The organism is Erwinia persicina, from assembly GCF_019844095.1.
Classification (GTDB): domain Bacteria; phylum Pseudomonadota; class Gammaproteobacteria; order Enterobacterales; family Enterobacteriaceae; genus Erwinia; species Erwinia persicina.
The window spans coordinates 1,039,240-1,054,643 of the sequence record NZ_CP082141.1 but is presented as its reverse complement, the minus strand read 5'-3'; the positions used below and the strand labels follow the sequence as shown (position 1 = coordinate 1,054,643).

Below are 15,404 nucleotides of genomic sequence, written 5' to 3'. Positions count from 1 at the left end.
CTATGGTTCTGAACATTACCAGTAAGCAAATGGACATCACTCCGGCTATCCGCCAACATGTCGAAGACCGTCTCGCCAAGCTTGAAAAGTGGCAAACTCATCTGATTAACCCGCACATCGTTCTGTCAAAAGAGCCGAAAGAATTTGTTGCCGATGCCAACATTAACACGCCAAACGGCCCGCTGGTCGCCAGCGCCAAGCATGAAGATATGTACACGGCAATCAACGATCTGATTAACAAACTGGAACGTCAGCTGAACAAGGTTCAGCATAAGGGTGAAGCGCGTCGCGCCTCTGCCAGTGTTAAAGATCTCAGTGTGGTTGAAACTGACGAAGAGTAATCTGCTAAAACAGTGATAACGCGCCTCAGGGCGCGTTTTTTATTGACAGAATGAAATTGCAGCGGTTACTTTATCCCCTCTGACATCATGGATAGCCTAATGAAACAATCTTCGTTTTTCTTCGCATTCTTTTTTACCTTCTTTACCTTCCCCTGACCGGGAGGCTATTCGTCGTGTAAGAAGCAATGCGAAGACGAACAATAAAGCCTCCCCAGCGGGAGGCTTTTTTTTTAGCCACATCTGACAGGTAGCAAATATGAATCCCGAAAATCCTTTGCTGGCTCTGCGCGGTAAGATCAGCGCACTGGACGAAGAGCTGTTGTCACTGCTGGCTCGCCGCCGCGCACTGGCCGTTGAAGTTGCCGAGGCCAAAATGGCCACGCATCGCCCCGTACGCGACATCGACCGGGAACGAGACCTGCTTGAACACCTGATCACGCTGGGTAAAAGCCACAAGCTGGATGCACATTACATCACACGTCTCTTTCAACTAATCATTGAAGACTCCGTGCTGACGCAGCAGGCGCTGCTGCAAAAGCATCTGAACAACACCAACCCTCACTCCGCGCGTATCGCCTTCCTCGGGCCAAAAGGCTCGTATTCGCATCTGGCCTCACGTCACTACGCTGCACGCCATTTTGATAATTTTATTGAGAGTGGCTGCCTGAAGTTTCACGATATCTTTAATCAGGTAGAAACCGGGCTGGCAGACTATGCCGTATTACCCGTAGAGAACACGACTTCGGGATCGATAAACGATGTCTATGACCTGCTGCAGCACACCAGCCTGTCCATTGTCGGCGAGATCACCCTGCCTATCGATCACTGTGTGCTGGTCACCGGTCAAACCACGCTGCAGGAGATTGAAACGGTGTACAGCCATCCGCAGCCGTTCCAGCAGTGCAGCCAGTTTATTAACCGCTACCCGCACTGGAAAATTGAGTACACCGAAAGTACCGCCGCTGCGATGGAAAGAGTGGCGGCGATGAATTCACCGAAGGTGGCCGCACTGGGCAGCGAAGCAGGCGGTGAACTGTACGGTTTGCAGGTGCTGGAACGCAATCTGGCCAATCAGCGTCAGAATATTACCCGCTTCATCGTGCTGGCGCGCAAGCCGGTTGAGGTGTCATTGCAGGTTCCGGCGAAAACCACGCTGATTATGGCCACAGGTCAGCAGGCAGGTGCGCTGGTTGAGGCCCTGCTGGTACTGCGTAAGCACAACCTGACCATGAGTAAACTGGAATCACGTCCGATTAACGGCAATCCGTGGCAGGAGATGTTCTATATCGATTTCCAGGGCAACCTGAATACCGAAGACGTGCAGCAGGCGCTGCGTGAACTGACGCCAATGACCCGTTCCCTCAAAGTACTCGGCTGCTATCCCAGCGAGAATGTTGTCGCAGTCGATCCGCAGTAAGTTTTGTCCGCCAGTGCTTTAACGCTGGCGGTTTTCGCCTTTCCCGCAGAGAAATATTTACGCTGATGCACCTATCGCTATATCATTAGATATATAACGATACTCGGGCAACGCTTATGACCCCCCTCACCCGCTTTTATCCTGCATTACTCCTTAGCGTCTTTATGACCTTTTCCGTCCAGGCTTCCAGGCAGGTGACCGACCAGCTGGGCAGGCAGGTAGCCCTTCCCGATCGGGTCGATCGGGTCGTGGTTCTGCAACATCAGACGTTAAACCTGCTGGTAGAGCTGAATGCGACAGATAAGATAGTGGGTATCCTCAGCAACTGGAAACAACAGCTTGGCGATGACTATAGCCGGCTGGTCCCCGAACTCAATACCCTGCCCACACTGGGCGATCTTACTCATGTGGATCTGGAAAAGCTGGTAGCCCTGCATCCCCAGGTGGTCTTTGTCACCAATTATGCACCACAGGAGATGATCGATCAGATCCAGAGCCTGGGCATCGCGGTGGTTGCCATCTCTCTGCGCAGCGATACGCAACAGGCGAGACAGCTCAACCCACAGCTGAAAAACGAAGAGCAAGCCTATAATGAGGGTATTGCGCAGGGCATTCGTCTGATCGGGGACGTGGTGGGTCAGCAACCGCAGGCAGAAAAACTGATTACCGCCACGTTCAGCCAGCGCCAGCAGGTAGCCCGCCGGCTGCAGGATATCCCCGGCAAAGCGCGCGTTCGCGTGTATATGGCCAACCCTGACCTGACGACCTACGGTACCGGTAAATATACCGGTCTGATGATGGCCCATGCTGGCGCGATCAACGTCGCCGCCGCCACGGTCAAAGGCTATAAGCAGGTTTCCATGGAGCAGATTCTGGCATGGAACCCACAGGTCATTTTTGTGCAGGATCGCTATCCACGGGTGATTGACGAGATCGCACAGCAGCCCGCCTGGCAGGCCGTGGATGCCGTTAAAAACCATCGGGTTTATCTGATGCCGGAATATGCTAAGGCCTGGGGATATCCGATGCCGGAAGCCATGGCACTGGGTGAACTGTGGATGGCGAAGAAACTCTATCCGGCGAGATTTGCCGATATTGATATGCAGCAGCAGGCAGACCAGTGGTATCAGCGTTTTTACCGCACACACTATCGCGGCGGCAACTGATGCCCCCTTTACAGGTGCTGGCAGCAGGCAGCCTGCGTGACGTCTGGCCTGCCATCATCAGTGCGTTCCAGCATCATTATCCGGCGGGCATCGTGACGCAGTTTGGTCCGGCAGGTTTACTGCGCCAGCGCATTGAACGGGGTGAACAATGCGATCTTTTCGTCTCCGCCAGCATGATGCACCCGCTGGCGCTAAAGCGGGCCGGGCGGGCACAGGATGTCGGAGTATGTTGCCACAATCTGTTGTGCCTGAGCGTTTCTCACCGCATCCCTCCCGCCCCCTGGCTCGAACTGCTGGGCAACCCGGCGCTGCGCATTGCAACCTCAACGCCGGGATGCGATCCGTGCGGTGATTATACCTGGCTGCTGTTCGATCGTATTGAGCGGCAATATGCCACACTGGGTGAACAGTTAAAGCAACGGGCACTGACGCTTGTTGGGGGAGAAAAGTCATCGCCCGTCCCGCCGGGTAAACGGGCGTCACAGTGGATCATTCAGTCGGGCCAGGCAGATATTTTTATTGGCTATCAAAGCTATGCGCAGATGCTGCAGGCAGCAGACGGCATCAGCACCGTGTTCATCCCTGCTGAATGGCAGACGCGGGCTGACTATGGTTATGCCGTGTGCCGCCCTGCCGGGAAAAAACTGGCCGAGATGTTGTTAACGCATGCGGGGCAAAAGATTTTCGTCGCGGCGGGATTTGGTGCTGTCACGGGCTGACCTTCTGTTTGGGTCAGCCCGTGACAGCTGGGCATACATAACACTTATGCTCTGCTGTCGTTTGCCTGGCGCAGCAGCGTACGGCTTTCTGCCTGGAAACGTTGAGCATGGTCACCAAACCAGTGCTCCACACGGCGGAAGCTGTCGATAAACGCCTGCTTATCGCCCTGCTCAAGCAGCTTAATCGCCTCACCAAAGCGCTGATAGTAGCGTTTGATCAGCGCCAGATTATTTTCTGACGACATGATGATATCCGCATACAGCTGAGGATCCTGTGCAAACAGCCGTCCGACCATTGCCAGCTCCAGCCGGTAGATCGGTGACGAGAGTGCCAGCAGCTGATCGAGCTGTACATTTTCCTCCGCCAGATGCAGGCCATAAGCGAAAGTCGCGAAGTGACGCAGCGCCTGAATAAACGCCATGTTCTGATCGTGCTCCACTGCGCTGATGCGGTGCAGGCGTGCGCCCCACACCTGAATCTGCTCCAGGAACCACTGATAGGCTTCCGGCTGACGCCCATCGCACCACACCACAACCTGCTTTGCCAGGCTGCCGCTATCCGGACCGAACATCGGATGTAATCCCAGAACAGGTCCGGCGTGAGCCGCCAGCATCGCCTGCAGCGGTTTGTTTTTTACCGATGCCAGATCAACCAGAATACAGTCCTGCGGCAGCGGCGGCAGCTGACCGATCACCTGCTCGGTCAGATGGATTGGCACACTGATAATCACCATACCCGCGTTGGACAGCATCGCTTCCGCGTTATCCCAGTCCCCTTTATCGAGGATCTGCACCTGATAACCGGACAGCGTGAGCATCTTTTCAAAGAGGCGTCCCATCTGTCCTTTACCGCCTACAATCACCACCGGACGCAGTTCAGGACAAAGCGTTTTAAAGCCTTTATCATTTTCGCTGGTGTAGGATTCCCGCATCACGCGGCGCAGCACATCCTCAATGAGATCCGGGGGGACACCCAGCTTTTCAGCCTCTGCCCGGCGCGATGCCAGCATAGTAGCCTCACGCTCAGGGACGTAAATCGGTAATCCGTAGCGGCTTTTGACTTCGCCCACTTCGGCCACCAGCGCCAGCCGTTTTGCCAGCAGGTCCAGCAGCGCTTTGTCCACTACATCGATTTGATCGCGTAGTGCGGTCAGTTCAGCCACCATAACTCATTAACCCTCTTGCGACAGACGCGCCGCCAGTACCCCGGTCAAATCCTGATGAATATCACGCAGCAGGTGTTCAGTCGTTTCCCAGTTGATGCACGCATCGGTCACGGAAACGCCGTAGCGCATATCACTACGCGGCTGCTCGGAAGACTGGTTGCCTTCGTGGATATTGCTTTCCAGCATCAGGCCAATAATGGAACGGTTACCATCTTTGATCTGCGCTACGGCAGACTCAGCCACGCCGGACTGGCGACGGAAATCTTTGTTAGAATTGCCATGACTGCAATCTATCATCAAGGAAGGACGGAGTCCCGCCTGCTGCATTTCTTTTTCACACTGCGCCACATCGTTCGGGCCGTAATTCGGGCTTTTCCCACCGCGAAGGATCACGTGTCCGTCCGGATTACCCTGTGTTTGCAGCAGGCATACCTGCCCTGCCTGGTTAATCCCCACAAAACGGTGCGGCATTGCTGCTGCGCGCATCGCGTTGATCGCGGTGCCCAGGCTGCCATCGGTACCGTTTTTGAAGCCCACCGGCATAGACAGACCGGAAGCCATTTCACGGTGTGTCTGCGATTCCGTTGTCCGCGCACCAATCGCTGACCAGCTGAACAGGTCGCCAAGGTATTGCGGGCTGTTAGGATCCAGCGCCTCTGTAGCCAGGGGCAGTCCCATTTCGACCAGTTTCAACAGTAGCTGACGCGCCATATGCAGACCGGCTTCCATATCGAAGGTGTTATCCATATGCGGATCGTTGATCAGCCCTTTCCAGCCCACCGTCGTCCGTGGCTTTTCAAAATAGACGCGCATCACGATGTAAAGCTGATCGTCAACCTGGTCCGCAAGAGCTTTTAAGTCGCGGGCATAGGCGAGCGCGGCCTCAGGATCGTGAATTGAGCAGGGACCGCAGACCACCAGCAGACGGTGGTCTTTCCCGCTGATAATGTCAGAAATGGTCTGGCGTGAAGCGGCAATCTGCCCTTCCAGTACGCTGTTCAGCGGAAACTGTTTTTTCAGCTCTTCCGGGGTAATCAGAATCTGTTCGTCAGCGATATGAACGTTATTCAGCGCATCTTTTTGCATGATCGTTATCCTGGGTGATTCGTTTAAAAGGGATCCTCATTGAGGTTGCTGATAACTGTACCAGAATACGTACATAACACAATCACAAGTTGTACACTTTTATTACCACCAAAAATTACAACCGATAAAATATCAATTAATTATATAAAAAACATATAGATAACAAAAAACATAACAACACCACCACAAGTGAATGTGTAAATAAAAAATTACACTCAATATCACTCTGGCTTCACTTACCCAGTTAGCACTGCCTGAAGTGCCGGAACGATCTATAATTCCGGCCTGTGAACTGCCACCGGAGAGAGCAATGGAAATCATCGTACGACCTTTTGAACATGCCGATGCCGTGCCCTTTGCTGACGCCGTGCGGGAATCCGTAGAAAGTCTGAAACCCTGGATGGTCTGGGCCCATGAGGGTTATACGCCGGACGAAGCCCGTCGGTGGTTCAGCTACACGCACTGGCAGCGTCGTCAGGGGGTCGCCAGTGAGTCAGGCCTGTTTGCCGGAGATGGCCATCTGTTGGGCGGGGTAGGTCTGCGCTACAGTACGGGGCCAGGCATTCCGGCCGCACTGGGCTATTGGGTACGCAGCAGCGAACAGCGTAAAGGCATTGCCCGTCAGGCTGTGCGGCAGATCGCTGAAGAAGCCTTTAAACAGCCTGACATCGATGTTATCGAAATTCTGGCGGCAGAGAGTAATATCGCCAGTCGTGCGGTGGCCACCAGCGTTGGCGCAGAGCTGGCGGCCCTTCGTTACGGCCTGATTGTATTAGACAGCGGGCCGGTCAATACCGCCATCTACCGGCTTCAGCGCCCGCATCAGGGTTCCCAGTGACTGGCGCTGCTGTCCGCTGGCATCGATATTCTCCGCAGACAGCCACCGGGTGAGCGCCTGGTTAACCGCCGGCCATTCGCTGTCGATGATAGAAAACCAGTGGGAATCCCGTGAACGTCCCTTACGCACCATCACCTGACGGAAGGTTCCCTCGTAAGTAAAGCCGAGACGGAGTGCCGCCTGCCGCGAAGGCGCATTGAGAGCATCACACTTCCATTCACAGCGGCGATAGCCAAGGGTAAAGGTATTATTGAGCATCAGCCACAGGGCCTCGGTGCCTGTTACCGTGCGTTTCATCAGGGGAGACCAGGTCACTCCGCCGATCTCCAGCGATCCATTGGCCGGATCAATCCGTAAATACGACACCAGCCCAACCGGTTTGTTGCGCTTTGCGCAGATAATGGTAAAGGTCACAAACCCGGACTCTGCCGCACGCTGACTGAGCCAGACCTGAAAGGCAGGCAGTGAGGCGGGACGGTCTTCCGTCAGCCATGTCCAGTCACTGTCGTCGGGGGCAGAGGCAAAGGCGGTATAAAGATCTTCACCGTGTCGTGCGGTATCAAGAGGTTCCAGCCGGCAATAAAGCCCGACCATCATGGTGGCTTGCGGGACGGGAACAGGCTGCCAGTAAGGCAATGGCTCGCCGACGGGTTGGCCGTACTGATTGGTTCTCTGCGTCACATCGTTCTCCTTGCAGTGGCAATTTTCCAGCATACGAATAACGCTGGCGTCTTGCCAGCATTGCCGCAGTGCAGTAGCATCCTTTTTTACCTGCACAGGACATACCCATGGTTCGTTTAGCTCTGGTTGGTGACTACCGCGCCGATGCCGTTTCGCATCAGGCCATCCCTAAAGCCATCACGCTTGCTGCACATTTCCTAAACCTTGATGTCACGCCACACTGGCTGCCGACCGCAGCGATTACCGACCGTCACGCTTTGCTGGATTATGATGCTTTCTGGCTGATCCCCGGCAGCCCTTATAACAATGATGACGGGGCCTTCCTTACCCTTCGCTACGCCCGTGAAAACAATATCCCGTTTCTGGGCTCCTGTGGCGGGTTCCAGTACGCCATTGTGGAATATGCACGCAATGTGATGGGCTGGAGCGATGCCGGACATGCTGAAACTGACAGCGGTGGCCGCCTGGTGATTGCGCCATTAACCTGTTCACTGGTTGAAAAAAACGGCGATATCGTCATTGAGCCGGACACGCTGCTGGCGCGGGCTTACGGAAGGACGGAGATCAGTGAAGGATATCACTGTAACTATGGGGTGAATGCGGATTTTGTGGCCGACCTTAAACGTTATCCGCTGCGGATCACCGCTTACGATCGGGAGGGGGATGTCCGGGCAGTTGAACTGCCAGATCACAAATTTTATGCTGCCACCCTGTTCCAGTCCGAACGGGCTGCCTTACGCAACGAACTTTCCCCGCTGGTCGTCGAACTGCTCCGCGCCGCTAGCTAATCATCCCGCTCGCCGGCGTATCCGGTCAGCCAGCGAACGGCATGACAACGTCAGCGTCAGGGAGCGCTGATAACCACCGCGACCCGACGGTTTTCCGCACGGCCCTGCGAGGTCTTATTGCTTCGCACCGGATCACGGGCACCCAGGCCGCGCGTGGTGATATTGCTGCGCGGCACGCCGGCCCCGCTGGCCCATGCATCGGCCACCGCATTGGCCCGCTTCAGCGAAAGTGCCTCATTGTACTTCTCGTCACCATAGTTATCGGTATGGCCATCAAGACGGGCATGATGCAGGCCACTGGCAGACAGCATTTTTGCCATGTGCTGAACGGTTGCCACACTTTCCGGCGTCAGTTCAGCCTTGTTTTTACCAAACAGAATTTTTTCCGAGATCCCCAGCATCCACCCCTCCGGGACTTCGGTAAAGCCCTGGGCGCGCATAGCGCTGATCTGATCTGCCGTAAATTTACCCGGCGGCGCAGTCTGGCACCCCGCCAGCACCAGCGCCAACAGCACGCCGGCCATCATGCGTAATATCTTCATCGTCTTTCTCCTGATTCTTATTAGCCAGCCGCACGCTGATGGTGCTGCTGTTTTTCCAGATACATGCTGCGATCGGCTGCGTCCATAATGTCTTCTGCCGTTGCCGCCTGACTGGCCACCGCGTAACCAATACTTAACGTCATAACGACAGACTCACCGGAGTTAAGAACGATTGGCTCGTCCATCCGCATATTGATGGTATCAATCACCTTCTCTATATCCTCATGGTGATTCACCTCATCGAGGATCATGGCAAACTCATCTCCACCAAAGCGGCATACCAGATAGGTATTAGCCGCGCACTCAAGCAGCCGCCCTGCTATCGCCATCAACACTTCATCCCCGGCAGCGTGCCCCCAGGTGTCGTTGATGTCTTTGAAATTATCGCCATCCATAAACAGCAGTGCGGTATGCGTTTTGCGCTCACTGTCACTGAGCACGCTGTCCAGCGCGCTGCGGAAAGCTGAGCGATTTGCCAATCCGGTAAGGGGGTCGTGTAACGCACGTTTCAGCAGTGAGTCGCGCTCCTTTTTCTCACGCCGCTGCCATTTTTCAATCTCATTTAACAGGCTGTTAAAATCCTCACCAAAAACGTGCAGCTCATCGATTTTTGACGGGGGAACCCGTTGAGAGAAATTACGCGTCGCACGAATGTCATGCACCACGCCCGTCATGTTTCTTAGGGCGGCGATAAGGCCACTGAACAGATGACGGGTCAGCAGAAATGCCACTACCGAGGCGAGCAGCAGGCAGAGGGTCAGTACGCTTAGGGAACGATAAACAAAATCGGTCACGGTGGCGTCTTCTCCGGTCAGCGTGATAGTGCCGATTTCCGCCCCGTTATGCAGGATCGGTTGCTGAACGGGTTTCGGGAACAGCCAGCCAGAGACCAGCCGGGCCAGCGGATCGGCACGCAGCGAGTGCTCATTATCCTGCCCCCAGTGCGCCAGTACCTTACCTTTACTGTCTGCCACAATAGCCGAAGAGAACTGTCCCTGCTTACCCAGTTCCACCAGCGTTTCCATCGCCGCGTTGCCATCACCAAAGACGACCGCAGCTTCCAGACTGTGGCTGACGGTGTAGGCCAGCAGCTGCAGGTTCTTGTCGGCGTACTGGCGAAACGACAGCATTGAGGTGGCAGAGATGAACAGCCACGCGACAATCATCGTCGTCACTGCGCTGATCACACTGATACGTGCCAGCATTTTACGAAAGCTGGGCCTGCTCTTCTCTGCTGAAAATTTATCCATGTCTTTCACTCCCTGAAGAGGCCAGCATTAATACATCGGGATGCACCCGAACGCCGCTTCGACCCAGTGAGTCGAGATTGACCGAGAAACTGACGCGGTGGTTAATAAACTTGAGGCAGAATGCGCTACCGACTGCGCAATCAGGGGTTTGTTCGGCAATGGTCAGCAGGGGACGTGGCTGATAGCTGTTAATCAGTTCAACCTGCTGATGTGAGGATTCACGACCAAAATAGAGGACATCACACTGTGAGGTCAGCGCCTGCTGAACATCATCGACCTGAACCGCATTCCATACAGCGGGGGGATGCTGGACAGAGGCGCTGATCAGCACTGAAGCATAGTGAGCGGAACGGAAAACACATAACCGGGGTAAGCCGTTCAGGTGGGGCCAGCGGGTATAACTGATCATCCCCGCTACCGTCTGGCGTACGTCAGACGCAGAAGCCCCCTCTGGCTTTACAGACGACATTTCACTTCTTAGCGGTAAACTGATGACACCCAGCAGGATCGACAGTAGCAGTACATATCTTTTCGCCATGAAACCTCTGCAGCCCCGGCCCCCACTCTGGCCCTGTCATCCGGGTATTCCCTCTCTTAAGTTAAGAAATATCCTAACATCCTGTGAAACATTCGTCATCATGTTGAAAAAAGTAATAATGCCGGCCTCATGGCCAGCCCCGCCTTATCGCTATTGATGCAGGTCGTTAGCCGCTGACATTCAACGGCGTGATCGCCCGACGCTGACGCCGTTCAAAATACATTGAGATGATACCGCCGGTAACCACCAGACCTGCGCCAATTATGGTGGCAGACTCCGGCAGCGTATCCCAGAACAGATAACCGATAAACACTGACCAGAGCAGCGTACTGTAGTCAAACGGGGCCAGCAGGGAGGCATCTGCGTATTTCAGGCTCAGCGTCAGTAATATCTGGGTGATGCCGCCTAACAGGCCACAGCCCAGCAGTAACAGCAGTTGCCTGCCACTGGGTACTGACCAGCCGAACCACAGCGTGAGCAACGAGGTCAGCGTGGTGGTGATAGCAAACCAGAAGGCAATAGCCCCCGGCTTTTCAATACCGTTGAGATAGCGTATCTGGATGGAGGCTGTGGCAATACAGACTGCTGCCATCAGGGCCAGCACCATGCCCAGCGTCGACAGCCAGCTTATCGTGGTGAAAGCCCCCCCGGAAGAAAAGAACAGCTGGCCGGACAGCATCACCAGGATCCCCGCAAACCCGGCGATTACCGCGACCCAGCGGTGATATTTAACTTTCTCCCGCAGAAAGATCGCCGCCATGATGACGGTAAACAGTGGAGCCGCATAGTTGATTGCCGTGACGTCGGTCAGGGAGATATAGATCAGGGCCAGATAGCTAAAGTACAGCCCGCCCGTCCCCGCCAGCCCGCGTATAAAATGTCCTTTTACGTTACGCGTGCGGATGCCGTCCAGAATATTCCCCTGGCACCACAGCCAGATAAACAGCGGGATGAGTGCCACGAAGGAACGAAAGAAGATCACTTCTCCGACCGGAATACCGCCATCAAGTCCTTTGACACAGGCCATCATCAGCGTTGAGGTCAGGGCACCGGCAATTTTCATCGACACGCCGGTGGAAGGGCTGGGCGAAGAACGCATAGCAAAAAGAACTCCTGGAAAGAGAGGGATGACTCAAACATACGCGGATTTTGTTTTAGATCAGCTTAAAAATCAGCGGCAAACGGCTTTTAATTTTTTTTAGCGGCAGGCAGGAGGCAGGATGTGTCATTCAGGTATGCTGTCGGCCAAAAAAGGATAAAAAAAGGGGCCGACCTGCTGGTCAGCCCCTTTATTGCTATTAACTATCAGATGTCGCTTAAGCGCCCAGACGTTCTTTGATACGTGCAGACTTACCAGTACGCTCACGCAGGTAGTACAGTTTGGCTTTACGCACAGCACCACGACGTTTCACAGTAATCGTGTCGATTACCGGGGAGTGAGTCTGGAATACACGCTCTACGCCTTCGCCGTTAGAAATTTTGCGAACAGTGAATGCAGAGTGCAGACCGCGGTTACGAATAGCGATAACCACGCCCTCGAATGCCTGCAGACGCTTTTTAGCACCTTCAACGACCCATACTTTCACTTCCACGGAATCACCCGGACGGAATGAAGGTACGTCCTGTTTCAACTGTTCTTGTTCGATCTGCTTAATAATGTTGCTCATAATTAAATCTCTTATCCTGGGTAAACTGATAGTTAAGGTGAACTAAGCGCTATGGCCGTTCAACCGTATCATCGTTTTGTTGCCTGGGTGTGTTCCCGTTGGAACTCAGCCAGCAACTTTGCTTGCTCTTCAGTCAGAGCCAGGTTTTCCAGAAGTTCAGGTCTTCTAAGCCAGGTACGGCCCAGCGACTGTTTCAGGCGCCACCGGCGAATATCAGCATGGTTGCCCGACAGTAAAACTGGCGGTACTTCCATCCCTTCTAACACTTCAGGGCGGGTGTAGTGGGGGCAATCCAGCAAACCGTCAGAAAATGAATCTTCTTCGGCTGAGGCCTGTTTTCCCAGTACCCCCGGAATAAACCGGGATACTGAGTCAATCAGCGTCATCGCTGGCAGCTCGCCACCGCTGAGTACGTAATCTCCAATCGACCATTCTTCATCGATTTCGGTTTTGATTACACGCTCATCAATCCCTTCATAGCGACCACAGACCAGAATTAACTTCTGGTGGGTCGCCAGCTCACAAACCCCATCTTGATCGAGTTTGCGCCCCTGAGGTGACAGATAAATCACCCGGGCCCCTTCTCCTGCCGCCGCTTTTGCTGCGTGGATGGCATCCCGTAAGGGTTGAACCATCATTAACATTCCCGGTCCGCCGCCGTAAGGACGTTCATCCACGGTACGGTGCCGGTCATGAGCGAAGTCACGAGGACTCCAGCTCTGAATGTTGAGCAGGCCATTTTTTACTGCCCGACCAGTTACTCCGTATTCGGTAATTGCGCGAAACATTTCAGGAAACAGGCTGATTATGCCAATCCACATACTTTGCGCCGGAGTATTACCGTTTTGTTCGGAGCTCAAAAACCAGGATCCCAATCTACTTTAATGGTACGAGTAGTGAGATCGACATTCTTGATAACCTGTTCATCGAGGAACGGAATTAGCCGCTCCTGCGCACCAAATGCATCCTTCAGGTTTGCCTTCACGACGAGAACGTCGTTCGAACCGGTTTCCATCATATCGATGACTTTACCCAGTTCGTAACCTTCAGTGGTCACCACCTGGCAGCCCATAAGGTCTTTCCAGTAGTAGTCACCGCTATCCAGTTCCGGCAGTTGCTCTGAGCCCACGACAATTTCGCAATTCGTCAGCAGACCCGCAGCATCACGATCGTCAATGCCTTTGACTTTGATGATCATGTCCTGATTGTGGCGCTTCCAGCCTTCCAGCTCGACAAGCTGCCATTGACCCGCCCGCTGGATAAACCACGGCTGATAGTCAAAAATGCTTTCGGCGTCTTCGGTGGAGGAAAACACTTTGAGCCAACCACGAATACCGTAAGCCGAGCCCATCTTCCCCAGAATTAACGGGTTAGCGGGAGGCTGCGAGGTGAGTTGCTTGCTCATGTTGACCACCGTGACAGATTAAGCTGCTTTCTTAGCTTGTTTGATCAGCGCGTTAACGCGATCAGACAGAGTAGCGCCCTGGCCAACCCAGTGCTCAATGCGGTCCAGATCCAGACGCAGTGGTTCAGCCTGACCTGAAGCGATCGGGTTGAAGAAACCAACGCGCTCGATGAAGCGACCGTTGCGAGCATTACGGCTGTCGGTTACGACTACCTGATAAAACGGACGCTTTTTAGCGCCGTGACGTGCCAAACGAATTGTTACCATAACATCCTCTTTAGTTAATAAAACAGCCGGGCCCCATTGAGGGAACGGGGCCCGGATGCAATATAAAAAGCCCGAAAATTTTACTCATTTTGGCGCAAAAAGCAATCTAATTCGCCTGAGTGGTTTTCCGGCTGGCTTAACGGCCTGGGAAGCCCGGCGGCATCATACCTTTCATACCGCGCATCATCTTCGCCATACCGCCCTTCTTCATCTTCTTCATCATGCGCTGCATGTCGTCGAACTGCTTCAATAAGCGGTTAACGTCCTGCACCTGCATACCTGAACCTGTGGCAATGCGGCGCTTGCGGGAGCCTTTGATAATCTCAGGTTTTTCGCGCTCTTTACGCGTCATTGAGTTAATCATCGCTTCCATTCGCACCAGCACTTTGTCATCCATCTGCGATTTAACGTTATCCGGCAGTTGCCCCATGCCCGGCAGTTTGCCCATCAGGCTGGCCATACCGCCCATGTTACGCATCTGCTTCAGCTGGTCGAGGAAGTCGTTCAGATCGAAGCCATCCCCCTTCTTCAGCTTGCTGGCCAGCTTTTCTGCCTGAGCACGGTCGACCTTGCTTTCGATATCTTCAATCAGCGACAGCATGTCGCCCATGCCAAGGATACGCGAGGCAATACGGTCCGGATAGAACGGTTCGAGGGCTTCGGTCTTTTCACCGATACCCATAAATTTAATCGGCTTACCGGTAATATGACGAATCGACAGCGCTGCACCACCACGGGCATCACCGTCAACCTTGGTCAGAACCACCCCTGTCAGCGGCAGCGCTTCATTGAACGCTTTCGCCGTATTGGCGGCATCCTGCCCCGTCATGGCATCGACCACAAACAGCGTTTCCACCGGATTAATCGCGGCGTGGATCTGTTTGATCTCGTCCATCATCGCTTCATCAACGTGCAGTCGACCGGCGGTATCCACCAGCAGCACATCGTAGAATTTCAGCTTCGCCTGTTGCAGCGCGCTTTTAACGATATCGACCGGCTTCTGGCTGAGGTCTGACGGACAAAAATCAACCCCTACCTGCTCGGCCAGGGTTTCCAGCTGTTTAATCGCCGCCGGGCGATAGACGTCGGCGGACACCACCAGCACTTTTTTCTTGTGCTTTTCACGCAGGAATTTCCCCAGTTTGCCGACGCTGGTAGTTTTACCCGCCCCCTGCAAACCGGCCATCAGCACCACGGCTGGCGGCTGAGCGGCCAGGTTCAGAGTGTTGTTCTCTTCCCCCATCGCGGCAACCAGCTCGTTTTTGACGATCTTGACGAACTCCTGACCTGGGGTCAGACTTTTGTTTACTTCATGACCCACTGCGCGTTCTTTAACGCGCCCAATGAAGTCACGAACGACCGGCAGCGCAACGTCTGCTTCCAGCAACGCCATGCGAACTTCGCGCAGCGTGTCTTTAATATTGTCTTCTGTCAGACGCCCGCGGCCACTGATATTGCGCAGGCTCTGCGACAGTCTGTCGGTTAAATTATCAAACATCGTCTCTCGCTCAACGTAATGAGAGGCCGCCTCAG

At 54.2% G+C, this 15,404-nt stretch carries 19 protein-coding genes and 1 other annotated feature; of the genes, 7 read left to right on the top strand and 12 right to left on the bottom strand.

What is annotated here, in order from left to right; translation table 11 throughout:
- Positions 1 to 2 precede the first annotated feature (2 nt).
- The 5 genes from raiA to K6L24_RS04775 all read left to right on the top strand — a co-directional run bounded on the left by raiA (position 3) and on the right by K6L24_RS04775 (position 3,643).
- Complete coding sequence (gene raiA / locus K6L24_RS04795) at positions 3 to 341, top strand: ribosome-associated translation inhibitor RaiA (protein ID WP_062744149.1); 339 nt, start codon at positions 3 to 5, stop codon at positions 339 to 341.
- 87 nt (positions 342 to 428) lie between these two features.
- Positions 429 to 497 carry a pheA operon leader peptide PheL gene (gene pheL / locus K6L24_RS22450; protein WP_187510489.1) on the top strand — a complete coding sequence of 23 codons (69 nt, stop codon included), beginning with the start codon at positions 429 to 431 and terminating at the stop codon, positions 495 to 497.
- Positions 440 to 573 (top strand) — a sequence feature (Phe leader region). Its footprint overlaps the gene before it by 58 nt.
- Positions 574 to 597: 24 nt before the next feature.
- Positions 598 to 1,758 (top strand): bifunctional chorismate mutase/prephenate dehydratase, encoded by a 1,161-nt coding sequence (gene pheA, locus K6L24_RS04785; RefSeq protein ID WP_062744150.1) that lies wholly within the window; start codon positions 598 to 600, stop codon positions 1,756 to 1,758.
- A gap of 116 nt (positions 1,759 to 1,874) precedes the next feature.
- Positions 1,875 to 2,924, top strand: coding sequence for an ABC transporter substrate-binding protein (locus tag K6L24_RS04780; RefSeq protein WP_222681995.1), 1,050 nt, complete (start codon positions 1,875 to 1,877; stop codon positions 2,922 to 2,924).
- Entirely contained in the window at positions 2,924 to 3,643 is a 720-nt protein-coding gene (locus tag K6L24_RS04775) for a substrate-binding domain-containing protein (protein ID WP_062744151.1), read from the top strand. The genes K6L24_RS04780 and K6L24_RS04775 overlap by 1 nt, the downstream gene beginning before the upstream one ends.
- 44 nt (positions 3,644 to 3,687) lie before the next feature.
- Here the strand turns inward: K6L24_RS04775 and tyrA are convergent, their stop codons facing one another.
- Positions 3,688 to 4,809, bottom strand: coding sequence for a bifunctional chorismate mutase/prephenate dehydrogenase (tyrA, locus tag K6L24_RS04770; RefSeq protein WP_062744152.1), 1,122 nt, complete (start codon positions 4,807 to 4,809; stop codon positions 3,688 to 3,690).
- 6 nt (positions 4,810 to 4,815) lie between these two features.
- Positions 4,816 to 5,895 (bottom strand): 3-deoxy-7-phosphoheptulonate synthase, encoded by a 1,080-nt coding sequence (locus K6L24_RS04765; RefSeq protein WP_222681994.1) that lies wholly within the window; start codon positions 5,893 to 5,895, stop codon positions 4,816 to 4,818.
- Positions 5,896 to 6,205: 310 nt separating this feature from the next.
- Between K6L24_RS04765 and K6L24_RS04760 the strand changes: the two genes are divergently transcribed.
- Positions 6,206 to 6,733, top strand: coding sequence for a GNAT family N-acetyltransferase (locus K6L24_RS04760; RefSeq protein ID WP_222681993.1), 528 nt, complete (start codon positions 6,206 to 6,208; stop codon positions 6,731 to 6,733).
- Here K6L24_RS04760 and K6L24_RS04755 read toward each other — a convergent pair.
- A complete protein-coding gene (locus K6L24_RS04755) occupies positions 6,668 to 7,414 on the bottom strand; it encodes a GNAT family N-acetyltransferase (protein WP_118663375.1) in 747 nt (248 codons plus the stop codon). The genes K6L24_RS04760 and K6L24_RS04755 overlap by 66 nt on opposite strands.
- A 107-nt stretch (positions 7,415 to 7,521) precedes the next feature.
- Between K6L24_RS04755 and K6L24_RS04750 the strand changes: the two genes are divergently transcribed.
- Positions 7,522 to 8,202, top strand: a complete 681-nt coding sequence (locus K6L24_RS04750; RefSeq protein ID WP_062744155.1) for a CTP synthase C-terminal region-related (seleno)protein — start codon at positions 7,522 to 7,524, stop codon at positions 8,200 to 8,202.
- A 56-nt stretch (positions 8,203 to 8,258) separates the two neighbouring features.
- Here the strand turns inward: K6L24_RS04750 and K6L24_RS04745 are convergent, their stop codons facing one another.
- The 9 genes from K6L24_RS04745 to ffh all read right to left on the bottom strand — a co-directional run bounded on the left by K6L24_RS04745 (position 8,259) and on the right by ffh (position 15,369).
- Positions 8,259 to 8,744 (bottom strand): OmpA family protein, encoded by a 486-nt coding sequence (locus K6L24_RS04745; RefSeq protein WP_222681992.1) that lies wholly within the window; start codon positions 8,742 to 8,744, stop codon positions 8,259 to 8,261.
- Positions 8,745 to 8,764: 20 nt separating this feature from the next.
- Positions 8,765 to 9,994 (bottom strand): diguanylate cyclase DgcN/YfiN, encoded by a 1,230-nt coding sequence (gene dgcN / locus K6L24_RS04740; protein ID WP_118663373.1) that lies wholly within the window; start codon positions 9,992 to 9,994, stop codon positions 8,765 to 8,767.
- On the bottom strand, positions 9,987 to 10,532 hold the full coding sequence (yfiR, locus tag K6L24_RS04735; protein ID WP_062744158.1) for a regulatory sequestration protein YfiR: 546 nt from the start codon (positions 10,530 to 10,532) through the stop codon (positions 9,987 to 9,989). Before yfiR ends, dgcN begins: the two co-directional genes overlap by 8 nt.
- Positions 10,533 to 10,698: 166 nt before the next feature.
- Positions 10,699 to 11,631, bottom strand: coding sequence for a DMT family transporter (locus tag K6L24_RS04730; protein ID WP_062744159.1), 933 nt, complete (start codon positions 11,629 to 11,631; stop codon positions 10,699 to 10,701).
- 217 nt (positions 11,632 to 11,848) lie between these two features.
- Positions 11,849 to 12,199: a 50S ribosomal protein L19 gene (gene rplS, locus K6L24_RS04725; protein WP_062744160.1), complete on the bottom strand. Its 351-nt coding sequence runs from the start codon at positions 12,197 to 12,199 to the stop codon at positions 11,849 to 11,851.
- 68 nt (positions 12,200 to 12,267) lie between these two features.
- The gene (gene trmD, locus K6L24_RS04720) at positions 12,268 to 13,020 is read right to left on the bottom strand and encodes a tRNA (guanosine(37)-N1)-methyltransferase TrmD (protein WP_118663369.1); all 753 of its coding nucleotides are present in this window, start codon (positions 13,018 to 13,020) and stop codon (positions 12,268 to 12,270) included.
- A 35-nt stretch (positions 13,021 to 13,055) separates the two neighbouring features.
- Complete coding sequence (gene rimM / locus K6L24_RS04715) at positions 13,056 to 13,604, bottom strand: ribosome maturation factor RimM (RefSeq protein WP_062744161.1); 549 nt, start codon at positions 13,602 to 13,604, stop codon at positions 13,056 to 13,058.
- Between the two features lie 18 nt (positions 13,605 to 13,622).
- Positions 13,623 to 13,871: a 30S ribosomal protein S16 gene (gene rpsP / locus K6L24_RS04710; RefSeq protein ID WP_004155935.1), complete on the bottom strand. Its 249-nt coding sequence runs from the start codon at positions 13,869 to 13,871 to the stop codon at positions 13,623 to 13,625.
- Between the two features lie 136 nt (positions 13,872 to 14,007).
- Positions 14,008 to 15,369 carry a signal recognition particle protein gene (gene ffh, locus K6L24_RS04705; protein WP_222681991.1) on the bottom strand — a complete coding sequence of 454 codons (1,362 nt, stop codon included), beginning with the start codon at positions 15,367 to 15,369 and terminating at the stop codon, positions 14,008 to 14,010.
- Positions 15,370 to 15,404: the final 35 nt, after the last annotated feature.

Excerpts from the sequence above, each read along its gene's own strand:
- raiA (WP_062744149.1), top strand. The coding sequence starts at position 3 with ATGGTTCTGAACATTACCAGTAAGCAAATGGACATCACTCCGGCTATC.
- pheA (WP_062744150.1), top strand. The coding sequence starts at position 598 with ATGAATCCCGAAAATCCTTTGCTGGCTCTGCGCGGTAAGATCAGCGCA.
- K6L24_RS04780 (WP_222681995.1), top strand. The coding sequence starts at position 1,875 with ATGACCCCCCTCACCCGCTTTTATCCTGCATTACTCCTTAGCGTCTTT.
- K6L24_RS04775 (WP_062744151.1), top strand. The coding sequence starts at position 2,924 with ATGCCCCCTTTACAGGTGCTGGCAGCAGGCAGCCTGCGTGACGTCTGG.
- tyrA (WP_062744152.1), bottom strand. The coding sequence starts at position 4,809 with ATGGTGGCTGAACTGACCGCACTACGCGATCAAATCGATGTAGTGGAC.
- K6L24_RS04765 (WP_222681994.1), bottom strand. The coding sequence starts at position 5,895 with ATGCAAAAAGATGCGCTGAATAACGTTCATATCGCTGACGAACAGATT.
- K6L24_RS04760 (WP_222681993.1), top strand. The coding sequence starts at position 6,206 with ATGGAAATCATCGTACGACCTTTTGAACATGCCGATGCCGTGCCCTTT.
- K6L24_RS04750 (WP_062744155.1), top strand. The coding sequence starts at position 7,522 with ATGGTTCGTTTAGCTCTGGTTGGTGACTACCGCGCCGATGCCGTTTCG.
- K6L24_RS04745 (WP_222681992.1), bottom strand. The coding sequence starts at position 8,744 with ATGAAGATATTACGCATGATGGCCGGCGTGCTGTTGGCGCTGGTGCTG.
- dgcN (WP_118663373.1), bottom strand. The coding sequence starts at position 9,994 with ATGGATAAATTTTCAGCAGAGAAGAGCAGGCCCAGCTTTCGTAAAATG.
- yfiR (WP_062744158.1), bottom strand. The coding sequence starts at position 10,532 with ATGGCGAAAAGATATGTACTGCTACTGTCGATCCTGCTGGGTGTCATC.
- K6L24_RS04730 (WP_062744159.1), bottom strand. The coding sequence starts at position 11,631 with ATGCGTTCTTCGCCCAGCCCTTCCACCGGCGTGTCGATGAAAATTGCC.
- rplS (WP_062744160.1), bottom strand. The coding sequence starts at position 12,199 with ATGAGCAACATTATTAAGCAGATCGAACAAGAACAGTTGAAACAGGAC.
- trmD (WP_118663369.1), bottom strand. The coding sequence starts at position 13,020 with ATGTGGATTGGCATAATCAGCCTGTTTCCTGAAATGTTTCGCGCAATT.
- rimM (WP_062744161.1), bottom strand. The coding sequence starts at position 13,604 with ATGAGCAAGCAACTCACCTCGCAGCCTCCCGCTAACCCGTTAATTCTG.
- rpsP (WP_004155935.1), bottom strand. The coding sequence starts at position 13,871 with ATGGTAACAATTCGTTTGGCACGTCACGGCGCTAAAAAGCGTCCGTTT.
- ffh (WP_222681991.1), bottom strand. The coding sequence starts at position 15,369 with ATGTTTGATAATTTAACCGACAGACTGTCGCAGAGCCTGCGCAATATC.